At 67.3% G+C, this 18,594-nt stretch carries 15 protein-coding genes and 2 pseudogenes; 8 read left to right on the forward strand and 9 right to left on the reverse strand.

What is annotated here, in order from left to right:
* Nucleotides 1-862 precede the first annotated feature (862 nt).
* The 5 genes and pseudogenes from N8I87_RS00005 to N8I87_RS00030 all read right to left on the reverse strand — a co-directional run bounded on the left by N8I87_RS00005 (nt 863) and on the right by N8I87_RS00030 (nt 6,965).
* Complete coding sequence (locus tag N8I87_RS00005; protein ID WP_263204599.1) at nt 863-1,894, reverse strand: hypothetical protein; 1,032 nt, start codon at nt 1,892-1,894, stop codon at nt 863-865.
* Nucleotides 1,895-2,028: 134 nt separating this feature from the next.
* Nucleotides 2,029-2,862: an AAA family ATPase gene (locus N8I87_RS00010; protein WP_263204600.1), complete on the reverse strand. Its 834-nt coding sequence runs from the start codon at nt 2,860-2,862 to the stop codon at nt 2,029-2,031.
* A 3-nt stretch (nt 2,863-2,865) separates the two neighbouring features.
* Nucleotides 2,866-4,447, reverse strand: a pseudogene (locus tag N8I87_RS44215) (transposase).
* Nucleotides 4,448-5,716: 1,269 nt separating this feature from the next.
* On the reverse strand, nt 5,717-5,971 hold the full coding sequence (locus N8I87_RS00025; RefSeq protein ID WP_263204603.1) for a hypothetical protein: 255 nt from the start codon (nt 5,969-5,971) through the stop codon (nt 5,717-5,719).
* Between the two features lie 844 nt (nt 5,972-6,815).
* Entirely contained in the window at nt 6,816-6,965 is a 150-nt protein-coding gene (locus N8I87_RS00030) for a hypothetical protein (protein WP_263204604.1), read from the reverse strand.
* A gap of 142 nt (nt 6,966-7,107) precedes the next feature.
* On the opposite strand from N8I87_RS00030, the gene N8I87_RS00035 reads away from it, so the two are divergent.
* The gene (locus N8I87_RS00035; protein ID WP_263204605.1) at nt 7,108-8,352 is read left to right on the forward strand and encodes a DUF4132 domain-containing protein; all 1,245 of its coding nucleotides are present in this window, start codon (nt 7,108-7,110) and stop codon (nt 8,350-8,352) included.
* A gap of 259 nt (nt 8,353-8,611) precedes the next feature.
* Here the strand turns inward: N8I87_RS00035 and N8I87_RS00040 are convergent, their stop codons facing one another.
* Complete coding sequence (locus tag N8I87_RS00040) at nt 8,612-9,220, reverse strand: hypothetical protein (RefSeq protein ID WP_263204606.1); 609 nt, start codon at nt 9,218-9,220, stop codon at nt 8,612-8,614.
* Between the two features lie 451 nt (nt 9,221-9,671).
* Between N8I87_RS00040 and N8I87_RS44220 the strand changes: the two genes are divergently transcribed.
* The 3 genes from N8I87_RS44220 (at nt 9,672) to N8I87_RS00050 (ending at nt 11,482) form a co-directional block, all read left to right on the forward strand.
* On the forward strand, nt 9,672-9,785 hold the full coding sequence (locus N8I87_RS44220) for a DUF6207 family protein (protein WP_411577169.1): 114 nt from the start codon (nt 9,672-9,674) through the stop codon (nt 9,783-9,785).
* A 273-nt stretch (nt 9,786-10,058) separates the two neighbouring features.
* Complete coding sequence (locus N8I87_RS00045; protein ID WP_263204607.1) at nt 10,059-10,592, forward strand: SigE family RNA polymerase sigma factor; 534 nt, start codon at nt 10,059-10,061, stop codon at nt 10,590-10,592.
* Entirely contained in the window at nt 10,589-11,482 is an 894-nt protein-coding gene (locus tag N8I87_RS00050) for a hypothetical protein (protein ID WP_263204608.1), read from the forward strand. Before N8I87_RS00045 ends, N8I87_RS00050 begins: the two co-directional genes overlap by 4 nt.
* 84 nt (nt 11,483-11,566) lie before the next feature.
* Here N8I87_RS00050 and N8I87_RS00055 read toward each other — a convergent pair whose 3' ends face one another.
* Nucleotides 11,567-12,466 carry a hypothetical protein gene (locus N8I87_RS00055; RefSeq protein WP_263204609.1) on the reverse strand — a complete coding sequence of 300 codons (900 nt, stop codon included), beginning with the start codon at nt 12,464-12,466 and terminating at the stop codon, nt 11,567-11,569.
* Nucleotides 12,467-13,007: 541 nt separating this feature from the next.
* On the opposite strand from N8I87_RS00055, the pseudogene N8I87_RS44225 reads away from it, so the two are divergent.
* A pseudogene (locus N8I87_RS44225) lies at nt 13,008-13,328 on the forward strand (DUF3515 family protein); the annotation flags it as partial.
* 79 nt (nt 13,329-13,407) lie between these two features.
* On the opposite strand, the gene N8I87_RS00060 reads toward N8I87_RS44225, so the two are convergent.
* The gene (locus N8I87_RS00060) at nt 13,408-13,683 is read right to left on the reverse strand and encodes a LuxR C-terminal-related transcriptional regulator (RefSeq protein WP_263204610.1); all 276 of its coding nucleotides are present in this window, start codon (nt 13,681-13,683) and stop codon (nt 13,408-13,410) included.
* Nucleotides 13,684-14,092: 409 nt separating this feature from the next.
* Here N8I87_RS00060 and N8I87_RS00065 point away from each other — a divergent pair, with 409 nt between their 5' ends.
* Nucleotides 14,093-14,986 carry an IS5 family transposase gene (locus N8I87_RS00065; RefSeq protein WP_263216237.1) on the forward strand — a complete coding sequence of 298 codons (894 nt, stop codon included), beginning with the start codon at nt 14,093-14,095 and terminating at the stop codon, nt 14,984-14,986.
* Between the two features lie 20 nt (nt 14,987-15,006).
* Here the strand turns inward: N8I87_RS00065 and N8I87_RS00070 are convergent, their stop codons facing one another.
* Nucleotides 15,007-15,411 carry a hypothetical protein gene (locus N8I87_RS00070; protein WP_263204611.1) on the reverse strand — a complete coding sequence of 135 codons (405 nt, stop codon included), beginning with the start codon at nt 15,409-15,411 and terminating at the stop codon, nt 15,007-15,009.
* A 349-nt stretch (nt 15,412-15,760) separates the two neighbouring features.
* Here N8I87_RS00070 and N8I87_RS00075 point away from each other — a divergent pair, with 349 nt between their 5' ends.
* Both N8I87_RS00075 and N8I87_RS00080 read left to right on the forward strand, forming a co-directional pair.
* Nucleotides 15,761-16,147, forward strand: coding sequence for a hypothetical protein (locus N8I87_RS00075; protein WP_263204612.1), 387 nt, complete (start codon nt 15,761-15,763; stop codon nt 16,145-16,147).
* 1,009 nt (nt 16,148-17,156) lie between these two features.
* Nucleotides 17,157-18,347 carry a helix-turn-helix domain-containing protein gene (locus tag N8I87_RS00080; RefSeq protein ID WP_263204613.1) on the forward strand — a complete coding sequence of 397 codons (1,191 nt, stop codon included), beginning with the start codon at nt 17,157-17,159 and terminating at the stop codon, nt 18,345-18,347.
* The last annotated feature ends 247 nt before the right edge of the window (nt 18,348-18,594 follow it).

Raw genomic sequence — 18,594 nt, forward strand, 5'->3', positions numbered from 1 at the left:
GCGTTGCTCGCCACACAACTCGACTGCGCAGCAGTCGAGTTGATGCCCCCTCTGCTGCGCTACGGGGGCACGGCCCGCTATGCGGGTTTCGATGCCGGGACTGCGTCCCGGCTGGCGGCTTCCGCTGCGCTCCAGCCTCCCCGCGCTCCGCGCGAACGGGCCTGCGGCCCTCGCGGCAGCAAGGGGCGGTGGGCCGGCCCCTTGCTTGGCGGGGTCAGGACCGCGGTCTGGCCATTTCTGGAGGGGGCGTGGCTGTCTTCATCGGTGCGCGCCAGCTCGCCCACACTCACCCGGAAGTGCAGCCCAGGCCTGACGGCTCTTCAACTTCACTACGTTCTTGCCCTTCCGTACGCAGGACACTGCGCTGCGGCCTGTCCCGGGAGCAGATGGAGCAGCTTGGGCGCATGAGTCCTGGCAACCTTGAGTACTGCTCGCATAGTTCTTGTCCACGCACTCAAGTCTCTTCCCATTGCGGCCGGTAGCAGCACTGTCGGCGCCCCGAAATGTGTGGCTTCTTCGGTCAGCACGCACCGGGAGTCTGTCGTGTGCGAGATTCCAGGAGCGTGGTGCGGGATGTTCCCGCACAGTGCGGGCCGAGCGAGGTTGGGGGTGGCGTCCGGTGCGTGCTTCAAAATTTAGTCCAGATTCATTCTGGATCACGCCCTGTCCTCCGAGGGGCAGGGCGTGGGTGCCGTCGACCGGTGAAGCCGCGCAGTGTCCGACGAACCTGCGCGCTGCTGCGCAGGCGTCGGCATCCTGGGTGGGCTATCTCTCACTTCTCAGCTGAGCTGCGTCTTTTGCGGTGACAGTGCATGACGCGCACCGGTGACAGCGTGTGCCGTACACAGTGACAGGCAGATGCTCAGAAAGGGGCGTCGAGTCTGCGCGGCCCGTAGTCGGGCGGCAGCCATCCTTTCTTCCGGGCAGCGATGGTCCGACGGGTGTGGGGAGGTGGTGGCGGGCAGCCTTCCATCAGGTCCTGGTCACTGGTGGGCCATGGGGTCGCGTAGTGGACAGTGCACAGGGGCCAGATCGTCTTCTGTGGCGGTTTCGGGCGTGGCTTCGCGCCCTGCCTTCGGCGGCGCTGCTTGGGGCGCGGTGGCTGGGGCGGACGGAGTTTGCAGCTCTCCGCGAAGGCTGTCAGGCCCGGCACGTCCGTATTCGCCAGAGGGTCGCTGAACAGCGGGCCGTCTGTGTCGGAGTGGATACGCCACAGGCAGGCCGCGGCCAGAAGGAGGGAGCGGGCCCAGAGCGGAACGTGGTGGGTCATGCAGCCCAGGCGGAGTCCCTCGTCGTGAAGGGTGATGGTGGAGGCGTCCAGGGCCAGGTCGCGGACGTGGGCGGTGTCGAGCTGCGTGGTGGATGCCGCAGTGAAAGCGGCGGTGGCGAGTTCGGCTGCCAGGTGCGGGTGAGCGGTGGCGTGGCGGAGACGGAAAGCAACCTCCGCCTCGGTGACCGGTGGCATCACAGGCGGGAAGAAGTCCATATCGGCCGCCGTGGGCGCGGTGCACTGGCAGGGGCGGGGACTTGCGTCGAGGGCACGAAGAGTGGTCAGGGCGGGCAGGCTGATCCACCGGTTCGCCAGCGGACGGTGCGGGATGGAGGCCTGGACTGCAGGGGATGGTTCGGCGGCCGGGAGGAGGGCTGCGGCCTCGGCCGGGTGGCAGTCGACGCCGACCAGGACGCGTTGAAGGGCCACGGGCAGGTAAGCGCGGTGACAGACCAGGGACAGGTGAAGGCCTGTGCGCTGGCGCAGGTGCAGCAGGGCGCGCAGGCGGTGAGGGGTGAGGTAGTGAGCGCGCAGCAGCATCAGGTGGGTGGTGCCGGTGGCGAGGATCCAGGCGGCTGCGATGGTCCAGGCGGAGGCCGTGTCGCGCTGGCGGTACCCGGTCAAGGGCACAGGCTTGCCGAGCGCGGCCAGGATGTCGTAGGCCAGTGCGAGGGTGGAATCGGTGCCCGGAGTGGATGGACCGTGAGCTGGCCCGCCCAGGGGCATGTGCGGCAAGAGCTGCGCGGGTGTGCACAAGGTCATCGTGCGGGTCCAGGACCACGATGAGGGGTGGCGGACTGGTGCAGATCAGCATCGTGTCCCCCGGCGAGGAGCTTGCTGTAGGCCCAGCGCAGGAGGTCTTCGTCCACACGCGTCCGGCCTGTTGCTGCCAGGCCGCCCAGAAGCTGGTGGGTGATCTTGGCCCAGGCGCGGAAGTTCCCGTGGGCGGCTTCCTGGTCGCAGACGGCGATGAGCGCGGGGTCGGCGTCGGCCCACAAGGGATGGAACGCAGGGACGACCGTCTGGACCTCGGCCAGCGGCATCCGGGGAATCTCCTGCCAGGTGTAGACCCGTGATTCCAGCATCGGCTCGCTCTGCAGCGTCTCGAAGCAGCCGTTGCCTCCCGTGAAGATGATCGTCAGGCCGGTGTCGGAGTCATCCCAGAGGTAGCGCAGATACTCGAAGCAATGCTTGGACAGCCACTGCGCCTCGTCACACACCAGTACCTTCGGCTCGTCCAGAGCGGCGCGCAGCACCCGGTCGAATTCGATCGGCTGGGGCGGCGGTCGGCCCGGCAGTTCCAGAGCGTGAAAGAGCTCGTACCGCAGACCCCGGGTGGTGGGCCGGGCCTGGAACCGGATACGGCGCGTCAGTGCCGGAGCCAGCTCGCGCAGCGAGGCATTGACCGCCAGGGACTTGCCGTGGCCGGTAGCGCCGTAGATGCAGATCATCGCCTGGGCCTCGACGGCCACTCGGATGTTCTCCCGTACTTCCAGCAGGGTCTTGGTGGCAACAACGTGGGCGTCTTTCAGGCGCATGTAGTGGTCGTCGCGTTCTTGCGGGAGAAGGCCCCGGCGCTGTGCGGTCGTCATCGGTCAGCTCCCCTCGTCGGGCATGCTCGCCGGCGTGCTGGGGTCTGGTGCCAGTCGCTTGACGGGACGGGCCCAGGAGGCAGGGGGCTCGCTGGGCGGGATCAGATCCGGCAGCGCCCGCGCGGCCAGGTCCGCCCGGTGGCTGACGGCGAGTTCCTGCTCGGCCTGTACTGCCGTCAACGCGCCCAGCCTCTGCGGGCGCTGTGCACTGGTGACCGCCCCGAACCGGTCCCGCGTGTGACGCGAGGCAGCAGACAGCGCGCGGGCCAGGCGGCGCTTCTCAGCTTCCCGGCTCTGGCGCACCGCACGCCGCTGGTCGGCGCTGGCCGCGTCTGCCAGGTGCGCTGTGCCCAAGTGCCTGCCCGAGGCCGCGTCGAAGACCTCGATCTCATGGTCATGATGCGGGATGTAGCGGATGCGTACCTTCGTGCCCGCATCCGCACGGCCGGTCATCCACTCCCCACGTAGTACCGGCTTCGCCAGCGCACCCCGCACGCAGTCAGCGTGCGCACCCGTCCGTCGTCCTCCAGCGTGAACGCCCACAGCAGGTGAGCGTCCACGTCCTCGACCGGTGTGGGATCGTCCTGCCACGCCTGGAGCGGGGTACGCCCCTCAAGCGCCTGACTGGTGTGCTCCGTGTTCCACCATGTGATCCACTCCAGCAGCAGACCGACGAACACCGTGAACTCAAGCGGTTCTGCCCCCTGTGCCTGGCTCCCTCGGGTGCTCCGAGAGCCCGGGCGCAGCTGGGCAGACGGGGCGCGGGTGTAGCCGGGCAACGACGCGAAGAACATCCGCTCCACGCACCGGTTCAGGTTCTCCACCGTTCCCTTCAGCTCCGGGCGGTAGGCGGGGAGGTCCTCCACCGGCACCGCAAACGCACCCAGCGCCGCCGCCACCGTGGAAGAAAGGAAATCGCTGCCTCGGTCGATCCGCACCAGCGAAGGCAGACCCCCGACCGGCCCGTACGGGCCAGACAGCTCTTCGTCCCTCGACAAAGCAATCCTCAACGCGGCCAGAATCGCGTCCCTGGACGGCTGATGCGGTGTGACGGCTGCCCGGCAATCGCGTTCGTCGCGCAATCGACGAACCACGTCACCCACGGACACACCAGCTCCCCATCCAGCACAACCTCGACGGGCACATGCGTGTGATCAGCCTCCCAGCACGCATTCCGCCACAACCTCGGCCGCCGCAAATGCACATCGTGCCGCCGCCGAGCCCGCTCCCCACCAGCAAGAGCCGCACGCTGCCCCGCACTCAGATCCCGGCGAATCGCCCGGTGCAACGTCGCCAACGACGGCACCGGCGAGGCGCAGCGGCCCTCAGCGACAGCCGCGGCATGCTCGACCACCAGCTCCCGGTGAACCGCAGCCGCGTTCCCACACCAGGCGAGAAGACGCGCATGCAACTCCGGCGTGACCCGGAACCGCTCCCGCCCCCGCGGCCCTGTACGCCCCTCCCGCCGAGCAGCCTCAAGCCACCGCCACACCGACCTGAGCGACACCCCCACCGAAGCCGCCACCAGACGGACATGCTCCGTGGTCAACTCCCCACGCCCGTCCAACACCAGCAGACGGGACACCGCCTGCTCCCGCCCCAACAACCCCGGCACACCAGCCACCGACCGCGCGACCGACCGGCCACCCTCGCTCCGCTGCGCACGACTCATACCGCACCGCCCGGCAAGAAAACCATCCCCGCTACCGGCCACAGTCCCCCAACCAACAAACAGACAGCGCAGTTCACCGAAGAAGACGAGATGGGTCAACACCCGGCGTACACTCCCCCGACTCAGGAATCTGCACCACCACACCCCAGCCGAAATCAGCGGAGTGACACCAGCAGAACGCCACCCAACACCACATCACACCAGGTCAAAGACCTAGACACCGGTGACAACACACGCACACCACCACTGACACCAAACCGCAGATTCGCACCGTGACGCCGCCTGCGCCTCCTGCCGACACCCCTTTGAACCTCACCAGCAGAACAGACCAGCGCCCACCCCAGACACCAAAAGACCTACAGACACCACGACAGACCGACAGCACCAAGACCGCAAGCCTGTCACCCCACAGACCACAGCAACAGCACCAAGACCCTCAAAAGCCAGACACCCGACCACCCATAACACCAACTGACATCCATACGGCCACCAACTCACAACAGACCGCGCCACATCACCCGACAGGTCCGGGCCCCACACCGGCCAGCGCGGCGGCGGAGCCGACGCGCAGCGGACCCCAGGCCGCGCCCTATCCCCGAGGCCGCCGCCCGCCCACGCCCGCCCCCATTCCTCACTCATCCTTCAACCAGCGCGGGAAAAGTGGCAGCAGAGGGGATGTCAGACCCTCGACCATGCGCGGGAACCTTGGTTGACCTGCGGACACGCCGACCCTCCCGGAGAGGCTCGCGCAAGAGATGTTGCAGGAGTAGCCGCAAGAGATGTCGCAAGGGTCGGCGTTTCGGGTGCCTCGGAGCTGTACAAACTGCAGCAGGATGACCCTGCATCGCTGGAGGAAGAAGGGTTCGCATCGTGATCCGCGCCGGACGCGCCGCGTTGGTCCGTACACTCGCCGACCTCGCCACGGCAGCGGGGAAAACGCCGAAGACATTCAGCAACCAGAAGCTGCACAAAGTCTCCCCACCCACAGGCCACTTGACCTGCGGCCGAGCACCACAAAGGCCCTGTACTCGTGAAGCTACGGCCGGGGGATATGTCCCCCGGCCGTAGCTTCACGAGTACAGGGCCCAGGTGGGCCGGGTCCGGTCCGCGGCTCCCGCCGGTGCCGGATCACTTCCACCTCGAAGGAGGCGGCCGATCCACTCCCTCACTGACCAGAGCGGATCAGATGGCGATCCTGGGGGTATACCAGGCGTCGGAGCCGGACAGCGTCCTCTGGATCCCTATGGCCGAGTCCTGAAGCCCCTTGGGGCAGGTGATCACACTGGAGAGGTACCCGCCCCGCGGCTTGAGGCCCTTCTTCAAGTCGTAGACCATCTGACCTGACGGCCCCGCGCAGTTCAGGAAGAACTCCGAGTGGATCGTCCCGTACGTCTTATTGGTGAAGTTCAGCTGCACCTTGTTCGCACTGACGCGCATGATGCACCGCATCACCTTCTTACCCTCACAGCGCCACACGCCATCGGCCGTGGCGCGGGATGCCTGAGCTTCAGCGACCGTCGCGGACGTCCCCATGAGCGCTGTCGCAGCAACGCCCGCGACCACCATTCGAGCTGCTATTCGCACGATTCACCCGTTCTCTCTGTCCGTGCGCCTAACGAACGCCGGGCAGACCCTTGGGCCCGCCCGGCGGTGACTCGCTGCGCGCACGTGACTCCCCGTGGGAAGCTTCCAGCGTTCCCCGTGGAGACGATCTTAATATGCGCGCTGCACTGGACGTATGGCGTGGTGAAGTCCGGAGCCCAAGGCCAGAAGGGTTGGATCTGCTCGAAGTACATCGCTGGCGGCCCTGCGTGATGCTGGGTGTGCCGTAGCTTCACGAGCACAGGGCCGAGGGCGGATCGGTCGTCGTGGCCGAGCAGGGCCAACACCCCTTCCCGGTTCTACTCCCGTCGTTCGTCCTTGCTCACGGAACGCTACATGTCCGTCTGCCGTAGCAATACGAGCGCACCCCCACAAAGGAGGGGCCGCCCGGTAGCCAGCCCGGTCCAGGGACGGGGCGAGCGGTCCAGGATGAGCGAAGCCCAGCGCGTAGCGCCGCCGAAGGCGTCCTTGACGGCTCGGCACGGCCCACACACTCCACGAGCGGGCGGCCCCGGCTCGCCACCTGCGAGGCGCTCGCTTTCGCTCCCCACTCGGTTGAGTAACAGAGCAAGTGAGGCGACGAGTAGCCCTGGCCGAATCCAGAGATCCTCATCATTTGTGGCGGCCGCGCAGGTGCTGGGTCCATGTCGAGCCAGCGCGGCTCGGCCCCATGCTCGTTTCAGGAGATGCCCGCGTACCTGGCCGAGGCCGCGAAGAGCTGGCGCGCGTAGTCGGCGGCCTGCGGATCGCGCTCCTCCATCTGGGCGGGGTCGTGGACAGCAATGTGAACGAGGACGAGTCCGTTCGGACCCGAGGTGTGCGCGGCCATGGCCGGCCCGTAGCGACCCGGTGTGACATCACCCGCCCAGGCGCTGCGGCCAGCGCCCGCGGGCGCCGCTCAACGCGCCCTGTTTCGGCGGCCTCTTGGACGACGCGGCAAGCTTGTCAGTGCCGCCTGCCAAGATCACGGTATGGCTGAATGTGTGGATGATCTGCTGGAGCGCGGCAACGGCTGGTCGGAGCGGATTAGGGACCGGGTGACCCAGCTGCCTCCGGAGCTGACCGAGTTGGTGCTGCACCTCGGTCGCACCGGGACCTTCTGGGACTGGCACTACAAGGTCGACGCCGCCTGGAAGCGGCAGACGAAGGCCTTGCTGAAGACGGACGGCGCGCGGGAATTGGTGGCGGAGGCGATACGGGCCCTGTCAGCCGGCGGATCCCTGCACGACTGCACCGACCCCAACATCACCTGGCAGGACCTGTGGGCCAAGTCAGACCGAACCCCCACCCGCGACCTGGCCAACGGCTTCGCCCTGGCCGCCGGCTACCTCGCCCGCGGCGCCTCACCAACCCAACTGGATGACCTGGTCGCCGACTTGCTCACAGTCGCCCGCAAGAACGCCCACGTCCTCGACGGCTACTACAAGCGCGACGACGACCTCTGCGGCGCCGTCTTCACCGCTCTCGCCGACCTGTCGGCCATGGAAGCCCTCTGGACTTTGCACCGCGAGGTCCAGCCCGGCGCCCACTCCCACCGGCACCTGGCCAAGGTGGCCAAGAAGACGGCCACTCGCCTCGGCGTCCCACCCCACCAGCTCCAGGAACGGACCGTGCCCACCCACGGCGTCGGTGCGGACGGCACACTGAAGCTGGGCTGGATCGGATGCGGCGCGATCTGGCTCAACATCCCCTACGAGGCCGTCATCACCCTCTCCTCCAGCGGTCGGGTCACCGTGGACTGGATCGACGTCGACGACGGCGGCGCCACCACGCGCACCTCCTCGCCGTTCCGCTCGCCCACCGGCCTCAAGACCAAGTACCTGCCCCACAACGTCGACGTGACCCGGCTACTGGCCCGCAAGATCGAGGAGACCCTCAGCAGCGAACGCCGCCGCCTGTACGCGCTGCAGCACGAAAACCGCCTGTGGCCGCATGCCGAGTGGGCCCGCTACTACCGCGACCACCCCCTCACGGGCATCTTCGCCCGCGCCCTGATCTGGGAGTACGAGACCGAAGAAGGCATCTGGACGGCGGGCCTTCCCCACGAGACCGGCTGCCACACGCTCGACGGCCGCACCGTCGACATCGCGGGCACCACCCGTGTGCGGCTGTGGCACTCCAAGCGGGCAACCCCCGATCAGGTCGACGCTGTGCGCGTCTTCCTCGCCGAACGCGACGTCCCCCAGCCCTACGACCAGATCAAGGATGCCACCTGACACAGGACCCCACCCGACGCGAAAGCACACTGCAGGGCGCCCCCACGGGAGAGCGGCTATGGCCTGCGCTCATCGCCGTCCAAGCACCCCAATCGCCGACAACGGCAGAAGAAGACGATACGACGCGGGACGCGAGAAAGCCTGGCCTGCGTCCCGCGTAGGAACCGGACCTCCGCCGACCGCTCGGCTTCTGACAGCGCGCGGCCTGCTGCCATCGCTGCGGGCACGGCAGCAATGACAGCGGCACCCGATGCAGCTGCTACTTCAGGCCGAGCTTGGCTTCCGCAGTGACCCAGTTCGTCGCGATCGCCTTCTGGACCGAGGCAAGGGTGACCCTGCCGCTGCAGATGGCCGTGTGCAGACGGGCCTCGACCTTGTCCTTGTCGTTGTTCGGCCCCGCTCCCGGCCTGTGCCCAGGGCTCGGGGGCTCGACCCAGAGGTTCCGCGGGTCGTTGGGGTCACCGCCCAGGGACAGAGAAACCAGGTGGTCGTACTCGGCATCGCGCAGACTGCCCCTGTAGCTGTACGACTTGGCGTTTGCCGACTTCTCCGCGCCCGTCACCGACGCCGGGGGCCGGATCCTAGAGCTGTACCCCGGGTCGCAGATGGTGGACTTGAGCGTTCTGGCCGTCACCTTCGGATTCAGTGCTCCCGGGGTGCAGTGACTGTCGGGCAGCGGCTGGTTGTGGTAGCTGCGGTAGTGGCAACTGCCGGGGGCTGGCTGCTTCTGCACCGTGTAGTGGGCCTGCGGGCCCGGCCCATGCGGAAGGCCGGAGGTGGCGGCACTGGCTACGGTGCCACCGAAGCAGAGTGCGGCACTGGCGGCAAGCGAGCCCGCCGCAGCGAGCACGCGCTGATACCTGATCATGGTTCCCCGTTCTGCGAGCCGTTACCCAACGGGTGAGACGGTCACGCTCACCCACGCACTGCGACCCGGCATGTTCATCTACGGCCGGATGATCACCGGCCAGAAGGAAACCTACCCCGTGAGTGATCTTGTCGACTACTCAGATGAGATGACGTTAGACGCACACGACAGAGATTCCGTGCAGTCGGCGTGGCCGGGCGAGAAGTGCGTGATGCACTATGGGTAGGTATCAGCCTGTGCATTAGACGGTAACAAAGAGGCAAGCACCCGAAAGGGCAATGCCCTTTGGTACACATCGCAGTTGAGACAACTTTGGTTAACTGGTGAAGAGCTGACTCAACAAGCCCCCTATTGTTTGAGTACCTGCAAGGTGCTCTCGGCGTCCAGGTTGACCGGGTAATGGCGTGGACGGGGCGGACGTTCGCTGAAGGCGCCGCCGCAAACGCTCCTGATGAGGATCTCGAAAAACGGGCAAGGCGCCCGACGCCGCACGAGCTGGCCCCCCGGGCACTCCGGCGTCCGGCTCCGCTGCTACCTCGACATGCGCCAGTCCCCCAGGTCTTGAACCACGCCGGACGAGGTCGTGTCGCCGATCGGGTCGGGTGTCGAGCAGCTGACCAGGATCGCGCAGAGCACGGCCCCGACGGTGTAGACCGTGTGGTGCGGGCCGCCCGGATACCTCCACCGACGAAAGCCGCAAGGGCAACGCAGGTTCGCTCGCGGCCGCGTGCAACCCCGGGCGGCCCGGGTTCCGTGTAGGGCGTAGGGAAAGAGGGCGGATCTGGGTCGACTTGGATCCGGCGCAGGCGACGCCTGGACGCGTGAGACGAGGAAGAGCGTGACCGATCATCCCCGCGAGACCGACTTCCGAACCTGGGTACTTGAGCACCGGACACGCCTGCGTACGACGGCATTTCTGCTCTGCGGTGACTGGTACCTCGCCGATGACCTCGTCCAGGACGCGCTCGGACGGCTCTACTCCAGGTGGGACAAGGTGGTGGCATCCGGTGATCCGCGCGCGTACGTCCGTCGGATCCTGTGCAATCTCCACACCGACTACCGGCGTCGGCCGGCCCGACGTGAGATCAGCGAGGCGGATGTGGCCACGCTGCACGCACACCCGCACACCCGCATCGAGGAGCGCGACGACGATTTGATCGCCGCCCTGCTGACGATCCCGGCCGGGCAGCGGACCGTGCTCGTCCTGCGCTTCTTCGAGGACCTGTCCATCGAGCAGACCGCCGCCCTGCTCAAGACGAGCCCGGGCAACGTCAAAAGCCAGACGAGCCGAGGCCTGGACGCCCTGCGCTCCGCGCTCCGAACGCACCCGACCAAGAACATACGACCGACCAGGATCGAAGGAGCATCGTGAACCCCGACCAGACGCCGGAGGAACTCGCCGCGCGCATTGCGTCCCTCAGCATCAGCGCTCCCGCCGACCACATCGACATCGACGAAGCAGTCCGCGCCGGGACGAGGCTGCGTCGGCGTCGGCGGCTCGCCGTCGCCGGCGCGTTTGCCTGTGTCGTAGCCCTCGCCGGATCGGTGGCCGTCGCAACACAGGCGGACCACGGCAGGAGCAACACCATGGCCTCTCCTATCTTCGGCACCTCATCCCTGACCGCCGAAAGCCTCGGCGGGCGGTGGATCGCCGTCCGGATCGACGGTCGCGACGTCTCGTCGTGGCGCGACGTCAGCGGCATTCCGGCGAACCTCATCATCGGCGCCGACGGGGCAACGAACGGCTGGCAGGTGAACAGTGCCTGCGGCCCGCAGGCCGGCGGCAGCTTCACTCTGGGTACGGACGGCTCGTTCACCGCCACATTGCCGCCACGGCAGTTCCAGTCCTGCCCCATGCTCACCACGCCGACCCCCGATCTCCTGGACGCGGTCGCGCGTACCGCCTACGTCACCGTGGACGCACCCAACGGCTCGGCCGCCCGAACGCTACGGTTCCTGGACAGCCACAAACGAGTCGTTGCCCTGTGGCGCGAGGACACCACGATCAGCTCGCGTGCCTCCATGACCTCCGTGTGCAAGAAGGCGCTCGGACACGAGTCCACCTCCGACGGCACCTTCACCACCGTCAAGCACGTCCGCGCGAAACACCTGGCTGCGACGAACGCCAAACCCGAAAACGTTCTGCCCGACGTTCCCGGCGGCACCGTCGCCGTCTACTGCTCGGCCACCGAAAAAGGTGCCCCCGTCAGGTACGCGGTCACGGCCAACGGTGACAAGGTGCAGCTCCGCCCGGCCAAGTAAACGACCACGCGAGTGCCGCCCGCTAACGCCTGTCGCCGGGAGCACACGGCGGCTCTCGGCGACGGCCGGCCCGCAGGCCCGATGCTAGGAACAGCGCTTCCAGGTCTGGTAGAACTTGCTCGAGCTGGAGCGGGTGTTGGTGTTCAGGGCAGCACCGGACGAGGTGCCGTTGGTCGTCATCCGCACCTCGGTGGTCGACAGCTTGAACAGGTCCTTGAAGGTGCTGCCGTACCTGGCACCGGCGGCACTGAACGTCTGCCGGCTGAACTTACGCAGTTTGAAACCGGACGGCCGCTCGGTGATGTAGTCCGCGGTCTTTCCGTCGTAGTAACCGGAAAGACCGGACACGTTGACAGGTGACCAGCCGGATCCGGCGGTCCGATCGTACCAGTGGAACCCGACCTTTCCGGAGCTGTAGGTCATGTACTGCGAGATGACATGTCCGGTCTTCGTGGTGTGCCCGATGTAGACGGGCGGGTTCTGGTGCGCGGAGTTGAGGTACTCGAACCACAGCGAGGCACCCTGGGTGGCCGTGCCCGACGAGCCTGAGGCAAAACCCTGCTGGATCAGCTTTGTGGAGTGGATGTAGCCACCGAGGCCGATCCACGAACCTGCCAGCGTGGTTCTGTTGGGGCCGCAACTCGTGGAGTAGGTGGGGATGTTCTGGTCGTCATAGACCTCGTTGTAGTTGGAGTGTCCGGTGGCGACATAGCCGCCCCAGTTGCTGCTGTAGGCGGTGAATCGCGGCGACGACAAGGGGGACGTCCCCAGGCACGGCACCGACGGGATGGTCTCGCGGTACCCCTTGTACTTGGCCCGCCACACCGCCAGCGCCTTCGGATTGTCCGGGGCGTCGAAGCCGTAGGCGCGCGCCGTCGCGGGCGCCGCTGTCTGCGGCCGGAAACCCTGGGGCGGGACGACCGTCGACATGGTCGCACCGCCCGGCAGACGGTACGTCAGCTCCTGCCCGGCTGCGGCGCGCACGGCCTGCGCAGCCGACGGCGACACAGTCTTCCCGTCCGCCCCAACCAGACGCGTCTGTGTGGGGCTGAGGGTTGTGCACCCCTTGGCCGGTACGGAATCGGCCACCGGTGCGGCGTTCCCGGGCGTCGTGGGGGCCGCCACGTAAGCGGCAGCCGCGACCGCCATCGAGCTTGTGGCGACTAAGATTTTCCGGACACGAGAGACCTTGCGCATCGCTTCTCCCTGATCGGTCGACCTGCTTGAGCAACCGAACATAGGCACGAATTTCCGCTGTCACCACGGCTGATCGGGAGGTGTCTAAAGAGGCAATGCCCCAAAGGGAAGGGAGCCCAGGCCCGTACCACCCGTCCGCCCAAGTGCCCTGACGTGGAGTCCGACCCACCTGTCCCCACCCGGGAAGACGACCGCCGGGCATGCCTCCCACGCGCCGAGTCCAACTCGCCCTCACCCCAGGGTGAGCGTCATTGCCACCAGCACCGCTCTGGCCGCCTTCGCACGCACCGACGCCGATGCGGATGACGGATGAGGCCCGGCCAAGGCCTCCGGTGCCCCGCAGTATCGCCGCCTCACCGACACCGCCCCCACGTCCCTCGGCAGCTTGTCCCGCCGCAACAGCAGCCTTCCCGGCATGGCGGTGTGGGGGGACCGTAACGTCGTTGTGCGCTGTGGAGTCACGCCTCCCGGGCCCACCACGGATCCTTGCTTCGCGGTCAACGGGGTCGACTGGGTCCTCGACGAGGCGCAGTCCACCGGCACACGAAAGATCATTGTCAGCTACGGGCGCACCCCGGCCGTGCAGGTCGACTTCGACGGCGGGGGCAAGACAGACGCGTCCCTGGTAGGCCTGTCCCGGCTCATCGCCCCGAACCGGCCACCGTCACGCTGCATCGCATCGCAGCGAGCCTTTCTGTGCCTGCCCGGCGGGCAGGCACAGAACCGTGCTAGGCGGCAGGGGGCTTCACTCTCCGCTCCACGGGCTTCGCCAGGCGCTGCGTGCACGCCGAATCCGAACACAGCTGGTCGTGGGCCAAGGCTGCAACGATCGCAGCCTGCGTGCGTGTCTGCTGTTCGGTCTTGTCCACGATGTTCGCGATGTGCGCCTTCACGGTGCGCTCCGCGATTCCCAGTTCACGGGCCAGTTCCCGGTTGCCCAAGCCCGTTCCGAGCAGCAGGAGTACTTCACGCTCCCGCTCGGTCAGGCTCTCCAGCCTCTGCACGCCTAACGCGGGATTGTGACCCGTGCACCGATACGAGCAAGCCGAACCGCGCCTATCGAACCGCCCGGTCATAACGGTCCTTCCTGACCCCAATTTGCCCAGCAGACCCCCGTGGCCTGGGTACGCTCGAGATCAGCTCCAAACCTACCCGTCAGTTATGTCGTGTGCACGCCCCTTATTACAGCGCCAACCTCCCGCTTCTGAAAGAAGATTTGCCTCAAAGGGGGAAGCTCGTTATGTGATCGCTCAACCAGCGAATCTTTTGGCAACTTTTAACTTCATAGCCTGGTTGCCGATGAATGGAATGAGAAACACCAGCCAGAGAAATATGACCCCGGCCACCGGGCCGACATCGCCTTCATGCGCCGTAAGCGTCGGCGCCGCCCCGATCTGAGACCGTGTTTGAGATCTGCCGTGGCCTGTTGCTGGTGTGGTCGTTGAGCATGTCGTGAGCGGTGTCGGGGGCGGGTATCCGTCGGACTTGACGGACGAGCAGTGGGCGTTGGTTGAACCGTTGTTGCCGCCCGCGCGGGTGGGGCCCAAGGGCGGGCGGCGGGAGAAGCATCCGCGGCGGCGGATCGTGGACGCGATCTTCTATGTCGTGCGGACCGGCTGCTCTTGGCGGCAGCTGCCGAAGGACTTCGCGCCTTGGCCAACGGTCTACTGGTACTTCACGTGGTGGCACGACGACGGCACGGTCCAGCGCATCCACGATGCCCTGCGCGGTCAGATCCGCGAAGCCGACGGCCGCAACGCCGAGCCGAGCGCGGGCCTGATCGATTCGCAGTCTGTTCGTACTGCTGACACCGTTCCCGCCGTCACCAGGGGATTCGACGCGGGCAAGAAGGTTAAGGGCCGCAAGCGGTTCATCGTCACTGACACTCTCGGCCTGCTGCTGGCCGTGCACGTCGTCGCGGCCAGTGTCCAGGACCGTGACGGCGCCCGCCGACCGCTGCTGTGGACCCGCCTCGACCATCCAGGTGTCAAGAAGATCTGGGCGGACCAGGGCTTCGCCGGCCGACTGGTCGATTGGACCACCACCGTGCTCGGCCGCGAGCTGGAGATCGTCCGTAAAGACCCCGACCAGCAGGGGTTCCAAGTCCAGTCGAAGCGGTGGGCGGTAGAACGCACCTTCGCGTGGATCACCGCCCACCGACGCCTGGCCCGCGATTACGAGACCAGTCCCGCCCGCTCCGAGACGATGGTCCGATGGGCGATGATCGGCATCATGGTCCGCCGCCTGACCCGAGTGGGGCCAGTTTCCCGGGCAGGCCGACGCCCGTTGACTCGAACTGCGGCCTGATATCTAGGCGCGGGACAACATCAGTCCGGCTCACCTTCGTCTCCGATGAGCAACGTCACCATCGCTTCGAGGCGCTCGTCGCTGAACTGCGGAACAGTCCAGTTGTTGCTACGTGCGTGCTGAATGAACGCCGGGTCGAGCTCCACGTGGTAGCGCCCCACGTAGTGGGACAGGTCGGAGTACCACAGCCAATGTCCGTCTGTGAGCAGGTGCAGCCCTCCGATGAACGCCCCAGTCTCGCTCAGCACGTCAGGCACAGCTGAAGGCGTGGCGACCAAGGCCGTGCCGGCGCGCAGGTACCGAACCAGATCGTCTTCATACCCCGGCGCAGCCATGCGCGCTGCAGCTCGGATGGACGGTCCGTCCAAACTGCCGTACTCCAGCTCCCTGAAGCCGCCGACGAGGGGGAACTTGTCGAAGATCACCTGGCCGAGCCTAGAGCACCCTCCGAGAGGCCACCGAACCAGATCTCAAACGCGGTCTGATGGAGACCGCCGCGTTCGAGGCCGCGCTCGCCGGCCACAGCGACGACCCCTACGACACCCTCACCGACAACCATCGCCCTGTACGCCGCCGTCGCCTCGCTCAGCGAACGGCAGCGCGACGCGATCCTGCTGCACTACGGCATGGGCTTCACCGCCGCCGAGGCCGCCGTACTGATGGGCAATGAGGAAGCCACCGTCCGGTTCCAGGTCCGCACCGGCCGCGCCAGCGCCTCGCCACCCTGCTCAAACTCCCCTCCCCGGAGCACCCCGACGGGAAGAAGTACCGCTCATGACCTCGCTGCAGCCCGAAAACCGCACCACCATCGACGACCTCCTCGCCAAGGCCCTCACCCGCAACCGCTACACCAGCTACGACATCGCCGCCGCCGAAGCCAGACTCCGCAGCCGCCAGGCCCCCACCACCGGCCACCGCGCCAGCGCACCGCAGACGCCGTCCCCCACCCACACCGAATGGACCCCGCCAGAGGACGAGCGCACCCCCGACGCCGACTGGCCTGGTGGGACCTCAACGCCGTCTGCCTGCTGGTCTTGTACGGGCCTGACGCGGATGGGCAGCACACCGACTTCATCGCCAGCCAGCACCACCCCAAGATCCGCAGCGTCCCCCTCCCCCAGCCCGCCATGGTCCACCAACTGCGCCACCTCACCTCCGTAACAACAGACCCCGGCCTACACGGCGTCCGGCTCCGCTGCTACCTCGACATGCGCCAGTCCCCCCAGGACGTGAACCAAGCCGCCTCCGGTGCAGCGGACGGCTCCGGCATGGGCAAAACGGCCGCAACGGGAATGTCGGAGCACCCAAAGACGCCCGTACGCCCGTGGCGACCTTGGTGAACTCCAGGACGCCAGGAAGGCTCGCGCAAGAGAAACGGAAGGCGCTCCTGCGCCGGGCGTTTGAGACCGGCGCGCGCGGGTCGCGTGTCCACGCGCTTTGACAGGTGTTGCCTGCTGGGGTGTTGGTGCAGTTCACGGCCGTCGCGGAGTGGGCGAGATACCAAGATCGCTATCTACGTGCGGTGCATTTTCGGAAAGAGATGCGAAAAGCAAGCTGATTGCCCGTGCAACGCCTACGAAAGTGTCCGATCAATCCCGCGTTGTACTGCAGATGGGGGCATTTGACCGAATGGCGCGGCGCAGAGCGTGTCACTACAGTCACGGAGCGCGAACCCGTGCTTTGGCAGGCCCCGGGTTCGCGGCTCCACAGCATCTCGATCTAGGAGAAGCCCTTGTCTGCATCCCCTTCCGAGCGTGGGATCAAACGCCTGAGGCGTCGACCCGCGCATGACCATAACAAAGCCGCTGTCCAGGACGACACGCCCGGCAACATGGAGGCAACACCCGGCAACATGCCCTGGGTGTCCCACGTGCGAGCTGCCGCGGCCACTCCGGCGCTCATTGTCGTCCCTCACTCCCCAGACGTCACCGACATGGCAACAGCCCTGGTCACGGTGGCCGTGTGGGCGGTCATGACCTGGCGGGCAACGCGCCGCGAGCCCCCAGTGTCCCGATGATCCAACGGCCGACGTCCCCTCGGCCGTCGTCGTGATCCCGCTGCATCCGCACGACGAAACGGATGCAGCCACACCGCTCACCGTCACAAAACCCGGGCGACGATCCCCATTTCGTCGCCCGGGAAAGTTCACCGATAAAGGGAAAACGCCACGATGGGGAACACTTTCTCCAACCCCACCTGCTCCTGGTGCGGCAACGAGCGACGCCGTCAAGCCACCGGCCGGCCCGGCGAGTACTGCAGCACCAGATGCCGCCAGGCCGCCCACCGCCACCGCCAGGCCGCCACAGACCCGCCCGACACGCTGCAGTTCGACCAGACCCTGCGCGTCCAGCTCAACCAGATCGCCCACAAGGCCCGCGACATCCTGCTCGCCCTCGACCAGCCAGGAACCTCCCTGACCGCCCCGCTGGAACAGATGGTGCGCCTCCAGGTCCTCACCGAGCACCTCACCCCCCACATGGTGGCCCGAAGCAAACAGCGCGGCGCCTCCTGGGAACAGATCGGAGCACTGCTGGGCATGAGCAAGGACTCCGCACGAAAGAAGTGGTCCCTGCCCGCCCGCCGCAGCCCGGTCCCCCAGCGTCCCGCCCCCGCGGCCCCACCCGCACATCCCCGCCCCACCCGGCAGACACGCACCAGCCTCGACAGCGGCGACAGCCCGGACTGCCCCCCGCCCCCCGCCCAGCCCGGAACCACAGCAACCCTGGCCGGGCAGGACCTCGCCACCGTCCTCAGCAGCCTCCAGCGCGCCTCCGGACTCAGCCTCAGAGCCCTCGCGACCCGAACCGGCCTGTCCCCCAGCTACCTTTCACGACTCATGTCCGGTGAGCGCTTCCCCGCCTGGAAGTACGCCGCTGCGCTCGCCCGCGCCTGCGGCGCCGACCCCGAAGTCATGCGCCGCGTCTGGGAAGCATCCAACGCCCGGCGGGACAATCAGCCCGCCCCCGCCTCTCTCGCCTCCGCACTGCGCTTCCTCCACCTACGCGCAGGCAGCCCCACCCCCTGGGCCATCGCCATCAGTAGCGGAGGCACACTCAACCAGGACCACGTCACCGCTCTCCTTGACGGCACCAGCACCGGCGAATGGGACCACGTCCGACGCCTCATCCAACTCCTCGACGGCGAACCGTCCTACTTCCTCCCCCTCTGGGAAACCGAAACCCCCACCACCCCCGAAACCCCCCAACCACCCCCCACCCGAGAAGACCCCCCAACCGCCAGCACCCGAGTCGAAGAACTCCTCACCGCCTTCAAAAGCGCCCTCGGCCCCCCACGCCTCACCCCCACCCGCCGATGCCTCGCCACCCCCATACCCGGCGCAACCCACTGGAACGGCCGCTGACCACACCTCCGCACCGGCCCAGAGCCCAGCACCCACCACGACGCGGCCCTTGTGCCTTCAGTCCTGTTGTCGCCCCAGGTTCCGCGTGAACACCAACTGCTGCCGGTCGTCAATCGCCGTACCGACAGAGCCAGCCCGAAAAGGCCGACGCTCAGCGGCAGCAGGCAGACTGCCCAAACGCTCGCTCCGGCACGCGGACGCCGACCCACCAGCCGCGCAGGCCAAGCCCTCGGCGCCCTCCGTGCTC

This window comes from Streptomyces sp. HUAS 15-9 (assembly GCF_025642155.1).
Classification (GTDB): domain Bacteria; phylum Actinomycetota; class Actinomycetes; order Streptomycetales; family Streptomycetaceae; genus Streptomyces.